Origin of the sequence: Syntrophothermus sp., assembly GCF_013314835.1 — a bacterium.
Classification (GTDB): domain Bacteria; phylum Bacillota; class Syntrophomonadia; order Syntrophomonadales; family Syntrophothermaceae; genus Syntrophothermus; species Syntrophothermus lipocalidus.
The window spans coordinates 18,640-33,971 of sequence record NZ_JABUEX010000029.1; the positions used below are offsets into that span (position 1 = coordinate 18,640).

The 15,332-nt window shown below is 50.1% G+C and carries 16 protein-coding genes and 1 tRNA gene; 12 read left to right on the forward strand and 5 right to left on the reverse strand.

The window, feature by feature from the left end:
* Positions 1 to 16: 16 nt before the first annotated feature.
* From ytaF to HPY90_RS09885, 4 genes are all read left to right on the forward strand, one after another.
* Complete coding sequence (gene ytaF / locus HPY90_RS09870) at positions 17 to 649, forward strand: sporulation membrane protein YtaF (protein WP_287194098.1); 633 nt, start codon at positions 17 to 19, stop codon at positions 647 to 649.
* Positions 650 to 664: 15 nt separating this feature from the next.
* Positions 665 to 1,294: a dephospho-CoA kinase gene (gene coaE / locus HPY90_RS09875; RefSeq protein ID WP_287194100.1), complete on the forward strand. Its 630-nt coding sequence runs from the start codon at positions 665 to 667 to the stop codon at positions 1,292 to 1,294.
* A 7-nt stretch (positions 1,295 to 1,301) separates the two neighbouring features.
* Positions 1,302 to 1,889 carry a lytic transglycosylase domain-containing protein gene (locus HPY90_RS09880; protein ID WP_287194102.1) on the forward strand — a complete coding sequence of 196 codons (588 nt, stop codon included), beginning with the start codon at positions 1,302 to 1,304 and terminating at the stop codon, positions 1,887 to 1,889.
* 101 nt (positions 1,890 to 1,990) lie between these two features.
* Positions 1,991 to 3,586 carry an ABC transporter substrate-binding protein gene (locus tag HPY90_RS09885; protein WP_287194104.1) on the forward strand — a complete coding sequence of 532 codons (1,596 nt, stop codon included), beginning with the start codon at positions 1,991 to 1,993 and terminating at the stop codon, positions 3,584 to 3,586.
* A 107-nt stretch (positions 3,587 to 3,693) separates the two neighbouring features.
* Here the strand turns inward: HPY90_RS09885 and HPY90_RS09890 are convergent, their stop codons facing one another.
* Complete coding sequence (locus HPY90_RS09890; protein WP_287194106.1) at positions 3,694 to 4,980, reverse strand: ArsB/NhaD family transporter; 1,287 nt, start codon at positions 4,978 to 4,980, stop codon at positions 3,694 to 3,696.
* A 159-nt stretch (positions 4,981 to 5,139) separates the two neighbouring features.
* Positions 5,140 to 5,222, reverse strand: a tRNA-Leu gene (locus HPY90_RS09895).
* A 393-nt stretch (positions 5,223 to 5,615) separates the two neighbouring features.
* On the opposite strand from HPY90_RS09895, the gene HPY90_RS09900 reads away from it, so the two are divergent.
* The 3 genes from HPY90_RS09900 (at position 5,616) to HPY90_RS09910 (ending at position 8,879) form a co-directional block, all read left to right on the forward strand.
* The gene (locus HPY90_RS09900) at positions 5,616 to 7,181 is read left to right on the forward strand and encodes a class I adenylate-forming enzyme family protein (protein ID WP_287194108.1); all 1,566 of its coding nucleotides are present in this window, start codon (positions 5,616 to 5,618) and stop codon (positions 7,179 to 7,181) included.
* A gap of 176 nt (positions 7,182 to 7,357) precedes the next feature.
* A complete protein-coding gene (locus tag HPY90_RS09905; protein WP_287194123.1) occupies positions 7,358 to 8,602 on the forward strand; it encodes a glutamate-5-semialdehyde dehydrogenase in 1,245 nt (414 codons plus the stop codon).
* 55 nt (positions 8,603 to 8,657) lie between these two features.
* A complete protein-coding gene (locus tag HPY90_RS09910) occupies positions 8,658 to 8,879 on the forward strand; it encodes a DUF5652 family protein (RefSeq protein WP_287194110.1) in 222 nt (73 codons plus the stop codon).
* A gap of 104 nt (positions 8,880 to 8,983) precedes the next feature.
* Here the strand turns inward: HPY90_RS09910 and HPY90_RS09915 are convergent, their stop codons facing one another.
* Positions 8,984 to 10,018, reverse strand: a complete 1,035-nt coding sequence (locus tag HPY90_RS09915) for a PLP-dependent cysteine synthase family protein (protein ID WP_287194112.1) — start codon at positions 10,016 to 10,018, stop codon at positions 8,984 to 8,986.
* A gap of 29 nt (positions 10,019 to 10,047) precedes the next feature.
* The gene (locus tag HPY90_RS09920) at positions 10,048 to 10,668 is read right to left on the reverse strand and encodes a hypothetical protein (protein ID WP_287194114.1); all 621 of its coding nucleotides are present in this window, start codon (positions 10,666 to 10,668) and stop codon (positions 10,048 to 10,050) included.
* 165 nt (positions 10,669 to 10,833) lie between these two features.
* On the opposite strand from HPY90_RS09920, the gene nadD reads away from it, so the two are divergent.
* The 4 genes from nadD (at position 10,834) to HPY90_RS09940 (ending at position 13,339) form a co-directional block, all read left to right on the forward strand.
* Complete coding sequence (gene nadD, locus HPY90_RS09925) at positions 10,834 to 11,463, forward strand: nicotinate-nucleotide adenylyltransferase (protein ID WP_287194115.1); 630 nt, start codon at positions 10,834 to 10,836, stop codon at positions 11,461 to 11,463.
* A gap of 8 nt (positions 11,464 to 11,471) precedes the next feature.
* Entirely contained in the window at positions 11,472 to 12,068 is a 597-nt protein-coding gene (gene yqeK / locus HPY90_RS09930) for a bis(5'-nucleosyl)-tetraphosphatase (symmetrical) YqeK (protein ID WP_287194117.1), read from the forward strand.
* A 66-nt stretch (positions 12,069 to 12,134) separates the two neighbouring features.
* On the forward strand, positions 12,135 to 12,455 hold the full coding sequence (gene rsfS / locus HPY90_RS09935; RefSeq protein WP_013175839.1) for a ribosome silencing factor: 321 nt from the start codon (positions 12,135 to 12,137) through the stop codon (positions 12,453 to 12,455).
* A 143-nt stretch (positions 12,456 to 12,598) separates the two neighbouring features.
* A complete protein-coding gene (locus tag HPY90_RS09940) occupies positions 12,599 to 13,339 on the forward strand; it encodes an N-acetylmuramoyl-L-alanine amidase (RefSeq protein ID WP_287194125.1) in 741 nt (246 codons plus the stop codon).
* A gap of 445 nt (positions 13,340 to 13,784) precedes the next feature.
* Here HPY90_RS09940 and HPY90_RS09945 read toward each other — a convergent pair whose 3' ends face one another.
* Positions 13,785 to 15,008, reverse strand: coding sequence for a transposase (locus HPY90_RS09945; protein ID WP_287194118.1), 1,224 nt, complete (start codon positions 15,006 to 15,008; stop codon positions 13,785 to 13,787).
* A 124-nt stretch (positions 15,009 to 15,132) separates the two neighbouring features.
* Here HPY90_RS09945 and HPY90_RS09950 point away from each other — a divergent pair.
* The coding region (locus tag HPY90_RS09950) for a hypothetical protein (protein ID WP_287194120.1) at positions 15,133 to 15,332 on the forward strand (200 nt) is incomplete at its 3' end.

Sequence of the window (15,332 nt, forward strand, 5' to 3'; positions counted from 1 at the left end):
AGGGGTATGAGCGGGAATGGAATGGGTGGCCATGACAATGTTCGCCTTAGCTTTGAGTTTAGATGGATTTGGGGCGGGAGTGGCTTACGGGCTAAGAAACATAGCTATACCCTGGCTTTCTTTAACAGTAATATGCTTGGCCTCGATGACGCTTGTCGCTTCTTCTATGGTACTGGGGCGTGGTATTGCTGTTTATTTGAGCCCCCATGTTGCAGGAGCCGTCGGAGCTGCTATTCTTGTCATAATAGGTGTGGGAATTATTATAGGAGCACTGAAACCGGTCAGGGACGAACGTAAGCAGAAAGATTATACTCTTCTTTGTTTGAACATCCGGCCTCTTGGTATCATTATACAGATAATGAAAGAACCTGGCTGCGCTGACTTCGATGCTTCAGGGGAAATAAGTGCGCGGGAGGCCTTTTTTCTGGGTTTAGCCTTGGCTATGGATGCGATGGCTGCGGGACTAGGGGTAGCGATGACCGGTTATAACATTGTCATTACAGCTTTAATGGTAGGTCTCGCTGAGTTCTTGATGGTAAAGACAGGGCTTGTAGTAGGCAAAACCGTCACCAACGGGTTCTTGAAAAAAACGTCCACGGTGGTCGCCGGCTTAATACTTGTGTCTTTAGGTCTGTTGAAAATAGTCTAAGAAAGAGTGGTAGACATGAGGGTCATTGGGCTTACCGGGGGGATAGCTTCCGGTAAGAGTACCGTTTCCTACATACTCAAGAGTTTGGGCGCCGTGATCATCGATGCGGATAAAGTGGCCCGCAAAGTGGTGGAGCCGGGGCAACCGGCATGGCAAGACATAGTGAAAGAGTTCGGGCAACAGGTTCTTAACGAAGATATGACTATCAATCGCGAGGTCTTGGGAAAACTGGTTTTCAGCGACCAGAGTTTGCTGGCGAAGCTCAACCGTATAACTCACCCCAGGGTTATCGAGTATTTTAGAGAAGAGCTGGCACGTTTGGCAAGAGAAAACCCCGAGGCGGTGGTGGTATTGGACGTGCCGCTCCTTTTTGAATCGGGCATGTTCCGAATGGCGGACGAGATTTGGGTGGTTTGGGCGGATGAAAAGGCTCAACTGGAACGACTGATGGAAAGAGAGGGTTTTACCCCGGAAGAAGCCTGGCAACGAATAAGAGCCCAAATGCCTCTGGAAGAGAAAGCGAGAAGGGCTGATAGGGTTATAAATAATTCAGGAACATTGGATGAAACGGTTGAGCAGACCACCAGATTTTTCTACGAAACAATCTCTGCCCATGACGATAAGATTAAAGAAAAGAAAAGGTAGTGGTCGCGTGCCGAGGTTGCGTGCTATTTCCGGCCACAGGGTTGTCTTGCTATTGTGGCTGGTATTGTTTTTGTTTCTGATGATAGTCCTGTCTTTCCCTCAATGGGTTACCTTCTTTTATCCCTTACCTCACCGGGAATACGTGTTCAATTATGCTAACCAGTTCGGGGTTGACCCGTATTTGGTTTTTGCCATCATACGGGCAGAAAGCGAATTCAAAACCCAAGCCCAGTCGGCAAGGGGAGCCCGGGGCCTGATGCAAATAATGCCCGAAACCGCGAGATGGATCTCGGAACAGATGAACCGGACCGATTTTGAGGAAGAGGAGCTCGACAACCCCCAGGTTAACATCGAAATGGGGTGTTGGTACATCGCGGATTTGATACAGGAATTCGGGGGGCGTTTGCCACTGGCGGTTGCTGCATACAACGCTGGCCGTGGTAACGTGAGGAAATGGCTGGTAGAGGGTATCTGGGACGGGCGTAAAGAAACGGTAGACGACATTCCGTTTGCCGAGACGAAAAGGTACGTCAAAGTAGTGCTGACCGATTACGAAATATACCGCACGATATATTCAAGTCAGGGTTACCGGTGAAGCAGAGGGAAGACAGGATTTTCAGCTACCCACGCGCCTTAGGAATATATGGTAACCTCCTTTAATATAAATGGGTTAGGATTACGAGGGGGGTTATCCAGTTGTACGTTTCAAGCCGCCGGCTGTCAGTTGTTGGGGCGTTGTTAGGGCTTTTTCTCCTCTTGAGTTGGACATACTGGTCACGCAGCACTTACACGGTCAGTCTTCAGTCTAGACCTTTCATGGTAGGGATTGTTGGATATATCAAGACGTTAGACCCGGCTTTGGTAACTACCCACCAAGAAAAACTGGCGGCATCCACGATTTACGAAGGTTTGGTCAGGTACGATGAAAGCACGGGGACCATAAGGCCAAATTTAGCCCAAGACTGGAAGATATCTAGTGACGGGAAGGAAATCAGTATTACTCTTAAGAGAAATGTACGGTTTCATAACGGTAAAAGGCTCAAAGCCAGCGATGTTAAGGAGTCCTGGGAACTGTCTTTTGACAAAACCAAGTGGGACGGGAAGTGGCTCTTCTCACCGATAGCGGGGGCGAAAGAAAGACTGAACGGGAAAGCTAAAGAACTTTCAGGGGTCAGGGTAGTGGATGAAGATACCTTAAAAATCACCCTTGACCGTCCGGATGCTGCTTTTGTTTCTTCTCTGACAAATCCGGTTTTTTGGATAAGGGATACCGAGGATCGAGGGCAAGTTCTGGCCGGAACCGGGCCTTTTAAATTCCAAGAATTAGCCAACGGTAAGGTGACGGTGACCAGGTACGACCGCTATCATCGGGGAAGGGCTAAACTGGGCGAAATCCAATTCATCAGTTATTCCGACGTAGAAAAGGCTTGGGCGGATTACACGGCGAAGAAGCTGGACTACCTGGATGAGGTGCCGCTAGCTAAAGTCAAAGAGATACGGACCAGTACCTATTACCACGGTCTGTTTACAGTGAAGCCCGTGCAAGCCATTTATGCTCTAGGGTTTAACGTTAATCGCGAACCGTTTGCCGATAACCACTATCTGCGGAGAGCGTTGAATTACGCTGTGGACCGCCAAACGATTATCGATAACATTAATGGTGGCCTGGGGGTACCGATGAAAGGAGCATACCCTATGGGGCTTGCGGGGTATGATCGGGGAATGTCTGGGTACGACTACGATCCGGAACGAGCCAGGGAGCTCTTGGAGGAGGCGGGATATCCAGACGGGCAGGGGTTACCTACTTTAACCTTGGTTTTCAATGAAAGCCCAGGCCACCGGAGGGTAGCAGAAGCGGTGGCGGCCCAGCTTGCCAATATTGGCATCAGCGTGAAGTTGCAGGGCATTACCTGGGAGCAGTACCTGAAGGGCTTGACCAACTGTTCCTACCCGTTTTTCCGGTTGGGATGGGAGGCGGATTATCCGGATATCGACGGTTTTCTGTATCCTTTATACTGCAGTCAAAACGTGGGAATCGGCAATTTTACTGGCTATTCTAACCCCCAAGTAGATAAGATAATCGACACCGCTCGGTCGGAAACGGTTAGCAGTCGGGAACGCCTGAACCTTATGAGGAGAGCAGAAGCCATCATTGTGGACGATGCACCTATGTTGTGGCTTTACCAGCGGGAGGCTTTTAAGATGATAGGGAAGGAAGTGCGAGGCTTTAAACTGGATACCATGGAGATGGTAGATTGGCTGACTTTGGAACTCGAAACGGCTGGGAGCTAAACCGTCGTGCCAGCTCGAAAAATACGGCTAGGCGCAAAGCCTAGCCGCTGTGATGCTTGGGCGACATGGCCGGGTTTGGATCGGGGACACGTTAAGCTGGCTGGCGGTCAGGTTAGGTAGCGTACCCATATATAGACAGTCGATATTATGATAGAAATGAGCATTAAAGGGAAGCCGTACTTAAAGTATTCCTTAAAAGTGATTACCACTCCTTGCCTGGCTGCGATACCGGCTACTACCAGATTGGCTGAGGCCCCAATCAGGGTTCCGTTACCGCCTAAGCAGGCCCCCAACGATAAGGCCCACCATAAAGGGCCGAGGTTGGCACCGGAGAGTGTTCCCACCGATTTTAGCAGGGGAATCATGGTCGCCGTAAACGGGATGTTGTCCACAAATGAGGAAAACAGGGCCGATGTCCAGAGGACGGTCATAGCCATCACGTGGGGTTTGCCCCCGGTGAGAGCTATGGCTTGGTGAGCCAGAAACCGTATCACTCCCACTTTTTCCAATGCTCCTACGACGATGAACAACCCGATGAAAAAGAAGATGGTAGGCCATTCTACCGTAAGCAGGGCTTCCTCCGGTTCAAAGTCGGGCATGATCAACATCAGAACAGCCGCTCCACCCAAAGCGATGGTAGCGGATTCTAAACCTAGCCATTGATGCAGAACAAAGGCGACTATAACCAGGCCTAACACCGTAAGGCTTCTTTTGAGCAATAAATAGTCTTTTATGTAATCGTGAGCGTCGCGCGAACCGAACTCCAAAACCGCCTGTTTCTTTTCCTCTGCCAGTTGAAGGTCTTTGCGAAAGATTACAGCGCATAGACCTAGGGTACACAGGAACACCACAACTATGACGGGGGTTAGGTTAAGAAGGAAATCCAGAAACCCCAGCCCTGCCCCGCTGCCTATCATTATATTCGGTGGATCTCCGATTAGGGTGGCGGTTCCGCCTATGTTGGAGGCCAAGACTTCGCTGAATAGAAAAGGGAAAGGATTCAGCCCTAGTTCATCGGTTATGGCGAAAGTAACAGGCACTATCAGCAATACCGTGGTTACATTGTCGAGAAAAGCAGAGGCGATGGCGGTGAGTGATGACAATGCAATCAATATTCGTACGGGATTACCTTTCGTTTTCTGAGCAGACCAGATGGCGAGGAACTCGAACAAACCGCTCCGTTTGGTGATGCCGACGATAATCATCATGCCGACTAAAAGGCCAATAGTATTGAAGTCTATACTTCTCACTGCTTCGGCTTGGGTGATAATACCCAACCAGATAACTGCGCCTGCTCCGAGTAAAGCGGCAACGGCACGGTGGATCTTTTCAGAAACAATCAAGAAGTATACAGTGAAGAATATAACGACAGCTGTTCCTGTTTCCCAGTTCACGATTTTCGTCACCTTCAAGACAGGGTGGTACAAACCTTGGACGTCTATAGTCTATAGTATTCCAAGAACTCACTAAAGAAAAAAGTGGCCACGCTTCGCACAAACGGCCACGACTTTTAACCGGTAATAAAAACGCTCCTTTCGGAGCGTACATTGCTATGGTGTCGGAGGCGGGACTTGAACCCGCACGGTTTCCCATACGCCCCTCAAACGTACGTGTCTGCCAGTTCCACCACTCCGACACGATTTACTCAAGACTAGTTTCTGTACAAGTGTAATTTTAGACATCAAGCACTGCGTTGTCAAGCGTAACCCGAGGCAGAAAAGAGAAGGATTGGGTCCCATCTTCTGTATTCGTAAATCTCAATTCGACTAAATCTCAAATACCTCTGGTCACTCATGTTTTTAGCGTGTATAATTAAACCAAGTGTAGTCATCGTGGGAAGGCTTTATGCTGTGCTGTGACCAGTGAGTGTTCGGTAACAAGATTTAGCGTTTGACCGAAAGGAGACAATCGCAGGATGGAGAGGGTGGTAGGCGATACCTGAAGTGGAGAATTCAACTTTTCTGCTGGAAGGTTGAATTTTTTCTTTTTTTACAGGATTTTTGAACTTCGGTAGGGAGGTTGTGAGACTGTGCCTATAACGGAGATGTTGTCCCGGAATGCCCGGATGTACCCGAATGATATAAGTTTAATCGAGCGGGATCCCGGTGTAGGGCTTCGACGCGAGATAACCTGGCTGCAGTTCGAACATATGGCCAACAAGCTGGCTCATGTTCTGCTGGCCGAAGGCGTCCGTAAGGGAGATAGGGTAGCTATTTTGATGATGAACTGTCTTGAATGGCTGCCCATTTACTTTGGGGTGCTAAAAACGGGGGCTTTGGCCGTACCTTTAAATTTTCGTTATACGGCGGCGGAGATCAAAAGAAGCATTGAGGCTGTAGAGGCGAGAGTCCTGATTTTTGGCCCTGAGTTTGTAGAAAGAGTGGAGGCTATCCGGAATGAAGTTAGCTGGGTGGAGAAAATGATTTTTGTGGGAGAAGACTGCCCGGCTTACGCCTCGGATTACCGGGAGTTGTTGGAGAAGGCACCGGAAACCGATCCCGGAGTAATTATCGAGGACAGTGATGAGGCGGCCTTGTATTTCTCATCAGGGACGACTGGGACTCCCAAGGCTATTATTCATCCCCACTCCAATCTGGTTTCAGCCTGTATAACCGAAAACAGGCATCATCTTCAGACAAAGGAAGACACCTTTCTTTGCATACCTCCCCTTTATCATACGGGTGCTAAGATGCATTGGTTTGGTAGTCTGATCGTAGGGGGTAAAGCGGTTATCCTGCGCGGGGTGGAGCCTCGCTGGATATTGGAGGCCGTGTCGGAAGAAGAGGCAACAATCGTATGGCTTTTGGTTCCATGGGCACAGGATATTCTGGACGCCATTGAGAGCCGCGAGGTTAACCTTCGCGATTACAGGCTTGACCAGTGGCGGTTGATGCATATCGGGGCTCAGCCAGTACCTCCCAGCCTTATCTACCGGTGGAAAAAGTATTTCCCCAACCAACAGTATGACACCAACTACGGTTTGAGCGAATCGACCGGACCCGGCTGCGTTCATCTCGGTATCGAAAACATCCATAAGGTTGGGGCCATCGGTATTCCTGGATTTAACTGGGAAGCCAGGATTGTGGATGAAAACGGGCGCCTTGTACCTCGTGGTAAAGTCGGCGAGTTGATAGTGAGGGGGCCCGGAGTGATGAAAGGGTATTATAAGGATCCGGAAGCCACGAAGAGTACCCTCAAAGATGGTTGGCTTTACACGGGTGACATGGTACGCCAGGACAAGGACGGTTTTATCTACCTGGTTGACCGCAAGAAAGATGTGGTTATCTCAGGGGGAGAGAATATCTACCCGGTCGAAATCGAAGATTTTCTGCGCACCCATGACGACATAAAAGACGCAGCGGTGATAGGAATGCCTGACCGCAGGCTAGGCGAGATCCCGGTGGCTGTCATCGAAGTGAAGCCGGGACGAGATTTGACAGAAGACTCTATACTTGCCTTTTGCGAAGCATTGCCTAGATACAAACGGCCACGACAGGTATTTTTCGATAAGATCCCGCGTAACCCGACGGGCAAGATTGAAAAGCCCAAACTACGGGAAAAATACTCCCAGGATGGCATCGCCCAGGTTATATGAAAGCTGGTACCACCGTTGATCTGAAGGAAAGAGCTGCCACAGGATCGGTTCCGTGGCAGCTCTTTCGTGTCTTGCGGTTTTTGAAGAGGAGTGTTAAGTGTTAAAATAAAGCAACGACCTTCGAAGGTTAAGGACCGGCAGAAGTCTTGGAAAGGGGTGTTCGTATTTTCATGAAAATGCAGTTGTACGAAATGGGGAGAAAAGCGAGGGAAGCGGCCCGCATCTTGGCCACAGCTTCGACTTCTCAGAAGAACGAGGCCTTGATGGCCATGGCCCGGGCCCTCAGAGAGGAAAAAAGCGAGATCCTGGCTGCTAACGCCGTCGATATGGAAAACGGTCGCAAACAAGGATTAACTGCCGCGCTGCTGGATCGCTTGTTATTGACCGAGGCCAGGATCGAGGATATGGCTGCGGGAGTGGAAGATGTAGCTTCGCTGCCTGACCCGATCGGCGAGGTTATAAAGATGTGGAGGCGGCCAAATGGGCTGGAGATCGGGCGGATGAGGGTACCTTTAGGGGTCATCGGAATAATCTACGAGTCACGTCCCAATGTGACCGCGGATGCAGCCAGCCTGTGTCTGAAAACGGGGAATGCGATTCTGCTTAGGGGTGGAGAAGAGGCTATCAATTCCAACCGGGCTATAGCTCGCATCATCGCCGGGGCAGCCCAGAATTGCGGAATTCCGGAAGGAGCTATTCAGTTCGTGGATAGTGCGAGCCGCGAAGATGCCATCGAGCTGATGCGCATGAATGAGTTTCTCGATGTTTTGATTCCGCGGGGCGGCAAAGGACTTAAAGAGGCGGTGCAGGCCAACGCGACGGTACCGGTCATTATGACGGGAATGGGCAACTGCCATACATATGTGGACGAGTTTGCCGATGTAGAAATGGCGACCCGAATAATCATAAACGCCAAGACCCAGCGCCCTTCAGTCTGCAATGCTACCGAAACCCTACTTGTACATGAGAAAATTGCGGAAAAGTTTCTGCCGGGGGCGTGCGCGGAATTGCTCCAGCGAGGGGTAGAGTTGCGGGGTTGTGAACGGACCCGGGCTATCGTACCGGGGGTAAAGCCGGCTACCGAACAAGACTGGGAGACCGAGTATTTGGACCTGATACTGGCCATTCGCGTGGTTAACAGCCTGGAAGAGGCGATAAGTCATATTAACCGCTACGGCACCATGCATACAGAAGCTATCGTTACCAAGGATTATGACAACGCTAGGCGGTTCTTGGCTGCAGTGGATGCCGCCTGCGTTTTCGTGAACGCCTCCACCCGATTCACCGACGGTTTCCAATTCGGCTTTGGGGCTGAGATGGGGATAAGCACCCAGAAGCTGCACGCGCGGGGGCCGATGGGGCTGGAAGAGCTGACAAGCACGAAATTTATAATCTTTGGCAGCGGGCAGATAAGGGAATGAGCAAGGGGGTTTAAGGTATTCTGCTGGCACATGAAGAATATAGGAGGTGGATGTCGTGTTTCTTAATTCTGTGGCCCAGTACATTCTTGAACACCAGGCGGTTCTTTGGGCTGTCATCGTTTGGAGTGTTGTCTGGAAGGGTATTGCCCTGTGGCACGCCGCCAGGGGACGGCAACTCGCCTGGTACATCGCGCTGCTGGTTCTCAATACCGTCGGTGTCTTGGAAATAATTTACTTGCTGTTCTTCCGCAGGAAAGAGAGCGAGTTTTTAAGGTAGAGCCCAGGCGTATGTTTGAAGCAGACGCTGATTAACGCAGATGAAACGTTATTATGTTAAAACGGTCTGCGTAAATCAGCGTCTTTTTTTCGAGTTCTCAGTTCTCACCTTATTATGGTCAAGTTGCGGCTTTTAATCCGAATCCAATCTTCGTCCGATACCTTATATTCCCTGTCCAGGGGTGGCTGGGTGCGGGGAACCCCGCATAGCTCGGTAGAGAAGTAACGCAAGCCGTTGTCGTTTATCACCGTAACAATACACCGGGCGTCAGGGAATACCTTGGCGGCCTTCAGCGCAGCAGCCACGTTACATCCTGAGGAGATGCCGCAGAACATGCCTTCCTTGCTCGCAAGATCGCGGGCAACGGCTATGGCCTCGTCTGATGGGACCTGGATGATGCCGTCGATGTATTCGAAATCCAGGATCGGTGGTATCAGACCGTCGGCTATGCCCTGGATCTTGTGCTGGCCAATCCTGCCCTCGGCCAGAATAGGGGATTCTATAGGCTCGGAGATAAACACCTTTACGTTTGGATTTTTCTCTTTTAGGAACTTGGCAGTACCGGTAACCGTGCCTCCGGTTCCCTGGCACATTATGAAGACATCGACCGTTCCCCCTGTTTGTTCCCAGATCTCAGGCCCGGTGGTCTCGTAATGGCTTTCCACGTTTTGACTTCTCACGAACTGACCGACCTCGAACACCCGCCCGGGATACTTCTGTTTCTGCCGTTCTACTTCTTCCAAAACCAGATCCACATCGGTTTCGGCTCCTGGAGTCAAGACAAGTTCAGCCCCGTAGGCTAGGATTGTTTTCTTCCTCTCTTCACTCATGCCCTCCGGCATGACGATGATGACCTTGTAGCCTTTGGCAGCCCCGACCATGCAGGTGGCGATGCCGGTATTGCCGGTCGTTCCTTCCAGAAGGATCATACCCGGTTTCAGCTCGCCTCTTTTTTCCGCATCTGCGACGATTTGATACACTACCCGGTCTTTGAGGCTACCGCTGGGGTTAGTGTATTCCAGCTTGACAGCTATAACCGGCTTTAAGCCTTCGGCCAAACGATTCAGCCTGACGAGCGGCGTCAAACCTATGCATTGAAGGACGTTATCTAACATTTTTTGATTGCGGTTCCAGTTCACGAAAACGACACCTCCATATTAATCGAAAGCTACAGACACCAATCCTTACCAAACGACAACCGGCGCCGGAGAACCACCTTTTCCCGGGCTGGGCACAGGGAGAAAAAACCGGGTTTTGCTTCGGTTTCTTTCTTAAATAGAGGCATTAGCTCCCGATAAAAGGTAGGGCGGAGTTCGGGCACCCGTAAGGTCAACCCCCGCCGTTTCAATTCGTCGGATATACGGTTGTTGACTGCTATTTCATATTCTGCGAGCTGGTCAAAGAAGAGTTTCCAATGGGATAGGGACTCTTCTTTCCACCAGCCTATCCCGGGACAAACGAAATGGCGGCAAACCGATTCGCGCAGCATCATCGGCAGAAGACACCCGGTTTGACGGGAATGAAATTGGCAGCGGTAACCGTCATCGTCAACCAGGCTGTTAACCGTTACTGAAGCGTCCAAGATTGTCAGGTGTGGTAGGCTGAAGATATGATCTACCAGCCCGGGCCGATTAAGAATAATATAGGCCAGGTCTGTAGGATAAAATACGGGCGAGTAATAACCGCAACACCCTTTATCGTTAAGCCGGGGGCACTGCGGGCATAGGTCAACTTCGATGTAGCTGCGAAGTCCCTGGTTATGAAATACTAATACGATGTCCCGTTCCATGGTGAATTTCCTTCCGGAGCGTTATCCTTTACATTATAATTAATTTCAGTATTCGGGGGAAGAAAGATATAGCGCTTTTTGATTTCTCTATCACTGGTGCAGACTCTTTACCGATAATTAGAGGATAGTCCTAATGTGACAAATCCGAGGTTAGGATGAGGAGACTTGAGCCAGCAGCAAGCAAGCATTTTCAAGCGAATAGGGCTATTCGGGGGTACCTTTGATCCTGTGCATTACGGGCACCTGGTTCTGGCTGAATGCGCCCGGTATGAGTGCGAATTGGACCGGGTCATTTTTATTCCTTCAGCCCGGCCCCCCCACAAGCACAGGGAAACGGTTTTGGGTGAGAACTACCGCTACGAGATGGTGCGACTGGCAATCAAGGACAATCCTTTTTTTGAGGTTTCGAAGGCAGAAATAGACCGGCCAGGTTATTCATATGCCATTGATACGGTGCGCTACTTTCGTTTCGAATACCCGGAGGCAGAGATCTACTTTATCACCGGTCTCGATGCCCTGTTGGATCTGAAATCGTGGAAAGACGCCGACAAACTAATCGAGCTCTGCCGGTTTATAACCGCGGTTCGTCCGGGGTTTGAGCTCAAGGAAGACGACGAAAGGCTCAAAGGTTTGCCTGCAGAGTTCTGGAGGAACCTTCGAGTCATTGAAGTGCCTGGACTGCATATTTCTTCCACCGATCTTCGATATCGCATTGCTACCGGCAAGCCAGTGAGGTATCTCTTGCCGAGGCCGGTGGAGGATTATATTCGGGAACATGGGTTCTACCGGGAGTGATATGAATCATGATAGGACTTACCCCTGAGCAAGCCGAAAAAGAGATAAAGAACAGGCTTTCACCCCGACGCTACGAACACTCTTTGGGTGTGGCCCGAGTAGCGCGAGAAATGGCTGAGAGGTTTGGAACCGATCCATTTCAGGCTTACATGGCAGGCATCTTACACGATTACGCTAAAGGCATATCCGGGGCAGAATTGCTGGCGATTGCCGTTCGAAATGGCCTGCTTACCGACGAGGTTGAGAAGCTGGTTCCGGATCTTCTGCACGCGCCGGTCGGAGCGTTTCTTTTGAGAGAACGATTGGGGATCGAAGACGAGGAGTTACTTTCAGCTGTTGCCAAGCACACTCTCGGGGATTTAGAAATGACCGTTTTAGACAAGATAATCTTCTTGGCCGATATGCTTGAGCCCGGGAGGGATTACCCGGGAATGGAGCGCCTTAAGTGCTTGGCGGAGAGGGATTTGGATAGGGCGATGGTATACGGGCTTGACCTCACCTTGCGTTACTGTTTGGAACAGGGCAGGCTTATTCATCCCCGAACGGTGAAGGTTCGGAACCGTTTTCTGCGAGCTTTGCGAGGGTTAGACAGTATGGTAGAATAACCATTAAGTATAGAGGTTTTTCGAGATCTTGCACCCCGTTGGGGGAGGCGTGAGGGGGCTAGGTTTTTGACAGACTGGGAGTTGGCGAAGAGGATTGCCGACGTTGCTTCGGAGGAAAAGGCCGTTGACGTGGTGGTGTTAGATGTTAGAGAGATGACGGTGCTGGCAGATTACTTTGTAATAGCGAGCGGTCGGAGTACCATCCAGGTCAAGATGATTGCTGAAAATATAGAGGACATGCTCTTGGAAGAGGGATACCGTGCGTTGAGGCGGGAGGGTTTCAATGAGGGGCGATGGATTGTGCTGGACTACGGCTCGGTAATTGTACACGTTTTTCGCCAGCAAGAGAGAGAATACTATCAGTTAGAAAAACTTTGGGCGAGCTGATGCTATAAGGCAGGTAGCAGGCACCAAAACCGGCGGGGTGGTGTAAACTGTAATGAGATAGGCCTCGGCCGGTTTCCAAGTTTTTTAACGTCTAATCATGAGCGGGAAGAGAAGGTGCGGAAAGAGGGGTGCCTGTTGTGAGGATGGAGAAACTGTGGTTGACTGTGGGTAAGGGCGGTCGCCCCGGCCGCAGTATCACCCCCAAGGGGCTGGTCATTCACTGGACCGCTAACCGTTCGCAGGGAGCCAACGCCAGGCGTAACCGGGATTACTTTGAGAATCATCCGGAAAAGAAGGTGGCGGCTCATTACACAGTTGATGATTCAGAAGTAGTGCAGTGTGTGCCGGAGAACGAGATGGCCTATCACGTAGGAGGCCAGAAGTACACCGAAAAGGCCCTGCGGATACTCGGTTCGTACCCGAATTCCACTACGATTGGGATCGAGATGTGCGTTAACCGAGATGGGAATTTTGCCAAAACATATAAACAAACGGTACAGCTGGCGGCAGAGGTGTTGAAACGGCACAACCTGGGGACCGGTGACTTATGGAGACACTATGACGTTACCGGGAAGGACTGTCCTCGTTATTTTGTCGACGATAATACGGCTCGGGAATTCGGGTTCGCCGACGCTGCATCTGGCTGGCGGGGATTCATCGCGGATGTGAAAGCCGAGCTCTTGCGTCTAACGGATTCCGGTTCGTTGACTGCCAAGGATATAGAAGGACACTGGGCGGAGCAGGACATCAAACAGGCTCTTGAGGAAGGCATAGTCTCTGTGGATGAGTCGGGCTTGTTCTACCCCGACCGACCAGCGACCCGGGCCGAGGTAGTGGCTATGTTGATGAGGCTTGAGGATCGAATTCTTAGCAAAATCAAGTAGTGACAATATCACAGATCGATGACACAAAACTCCCTTTTCGGGCTTTTCTATTAGCTGATATTTTGATTTGATACAATGACCATGCTTTCTGGGGACGTTCCTGGTGCTTCTGTTTCCTCCAGAAGCACATCAAACAGGGACGTCTTTCCTTTCTTCAAGCTATGGCCATTATATGTAGCAATTTCGTGAGAGGCAATTCCATCAGCTTTTGGTCATTGTAAATGGAATGTGACACTTGAGACTTTTGCACAATTCGAAAAACTGAACTCAAACAAACCGGGAACAATCGTTACCGGTAGGATCATTACCAGTTATTGTCACAAAGAAACAGTAGGCTCCATTTATTCTAATCAGGCATTGTCAAAAAAGGCATACTCCTCCCTTCGGTGCTTGTAGTGGCTATCTATGTTTATTTTATTAGAGTAAGTGGGTTATCCTAGACCAGCTAGACTGCTAATTTCTCTTGGTTTTGGTACCGCTGGTTGACCGCGATTACGGCTGCGTACATGGTTATGGCACAAAGATAAGCATGCGCCTTGACTTTATCGTATTTACCCAGCTTTAATCCGGTTTCTAGCCCGAGGTTCTCTTTGAACCGGGCAAAGCAACGTTCACTGAACGTTCTCAGGTTGTACAACTTGTTCCAGTTTTTCGTACCCCGGTGAGGAACGGTGAACAATCTCGGATCCTGCTTCACGGATGTCTTTACCACCAAGCCGTAGTTGCTTTCCGAGCACCAGGCGGATCCGAAGGGACAGTCGCATTTGCCCAGTATGTGGGGGCAGCGGAACTTGTTTTTGCCGCCGCTTGAACCCCAGTAAACCATGCGGTAACCGGCTGAACATACAGGAGTTCCGTCCCAGTCAAACCCGGCTTTGGGCTGTTTGGCGTTGCGCCAGTTAAGCGGGATAATAGCTTGAGCGTGGTATTCTTTATGTACCAGGTCATAGATTTCTCTGTCATCGTACGCCGCATCCATGACATAGTAACGGGGCTTATTCTCTATGTTCTTGTGACACTTTTCAAGCAGGATTTTTACCGCTTCCTTGTCGTGGGTACTGGCCGGGGTTACATGAAGAGCCAGCGGCAGCCCCGACCCGACTTCACAGACAGCGTGAAGCCTGTATCCTAACCACTTAACCGGGTTGCCGTTGGTATCGCTTTTGATGCCCCAGTCAGCGCTTCTGCCATCTTGGTTTATGTTTTTCTTGGGCACTGGTTTCTCGTAAGCCTCGAGTTTAGTCGAGTCTATGGCTACGGCTGATGTATCGATTAAACCCATCTTTTCGGCTTTTTCAACCAGGGAATTAAAAAGAACCTCAAGAGCTCCAATCCTGGCTAGCCGGGCGTAGAAACGGCTGAAAGTCGATACGCTGGGAACGTTTCCAAACGGTTCGAAACCGCAGATGTATCTGAGATAAGGGTCATAGGTCAGCCGCTCTACCAATTGGGTAAAACTCTTCATGTTTTCAAGCCGCATGGCGATTAAAGCATTGAGTAGGGCGTAATAAGGATAACCTTTTGGTCCTAGGTTCGTTTTTCCCGGTTCTTTTAGCTTGCTGAGAACAGGTTCCAAATCGAGGGTGTAAAGGATCATCTCAAGCCTGGATTTTGGTTGCATTTTTAGTGCATCTTCGAAGGAAAAAGCGATTCCTTGCCGAATATTCATAGGTGACTTCACCCTTTCCTGTTTTGTTGGTTTTGGGTTTTTGTCACCTTAAGAATTCGGCAAAACGGGGGGTGAAGTCCTTTTTTATCTATGATAATTCCCCGATTTTTAGGGACTGGTCAGTGTGCAAAAGTCTCAGGTATTTAGAACGGCGGGAAACTTCGAAGAATTGGAAGAGCGGGTACAGCGCCCAGTGCAGCAGACGACGGCAGTGTTACTGAAGATAGGGTTAGAGGAGATAGACAGTCTGAATCTTGACACAGAATCCAACCATTACAAGGTGACAATATCACAGAACGATAACAACCAACTAGTACAAGAAGT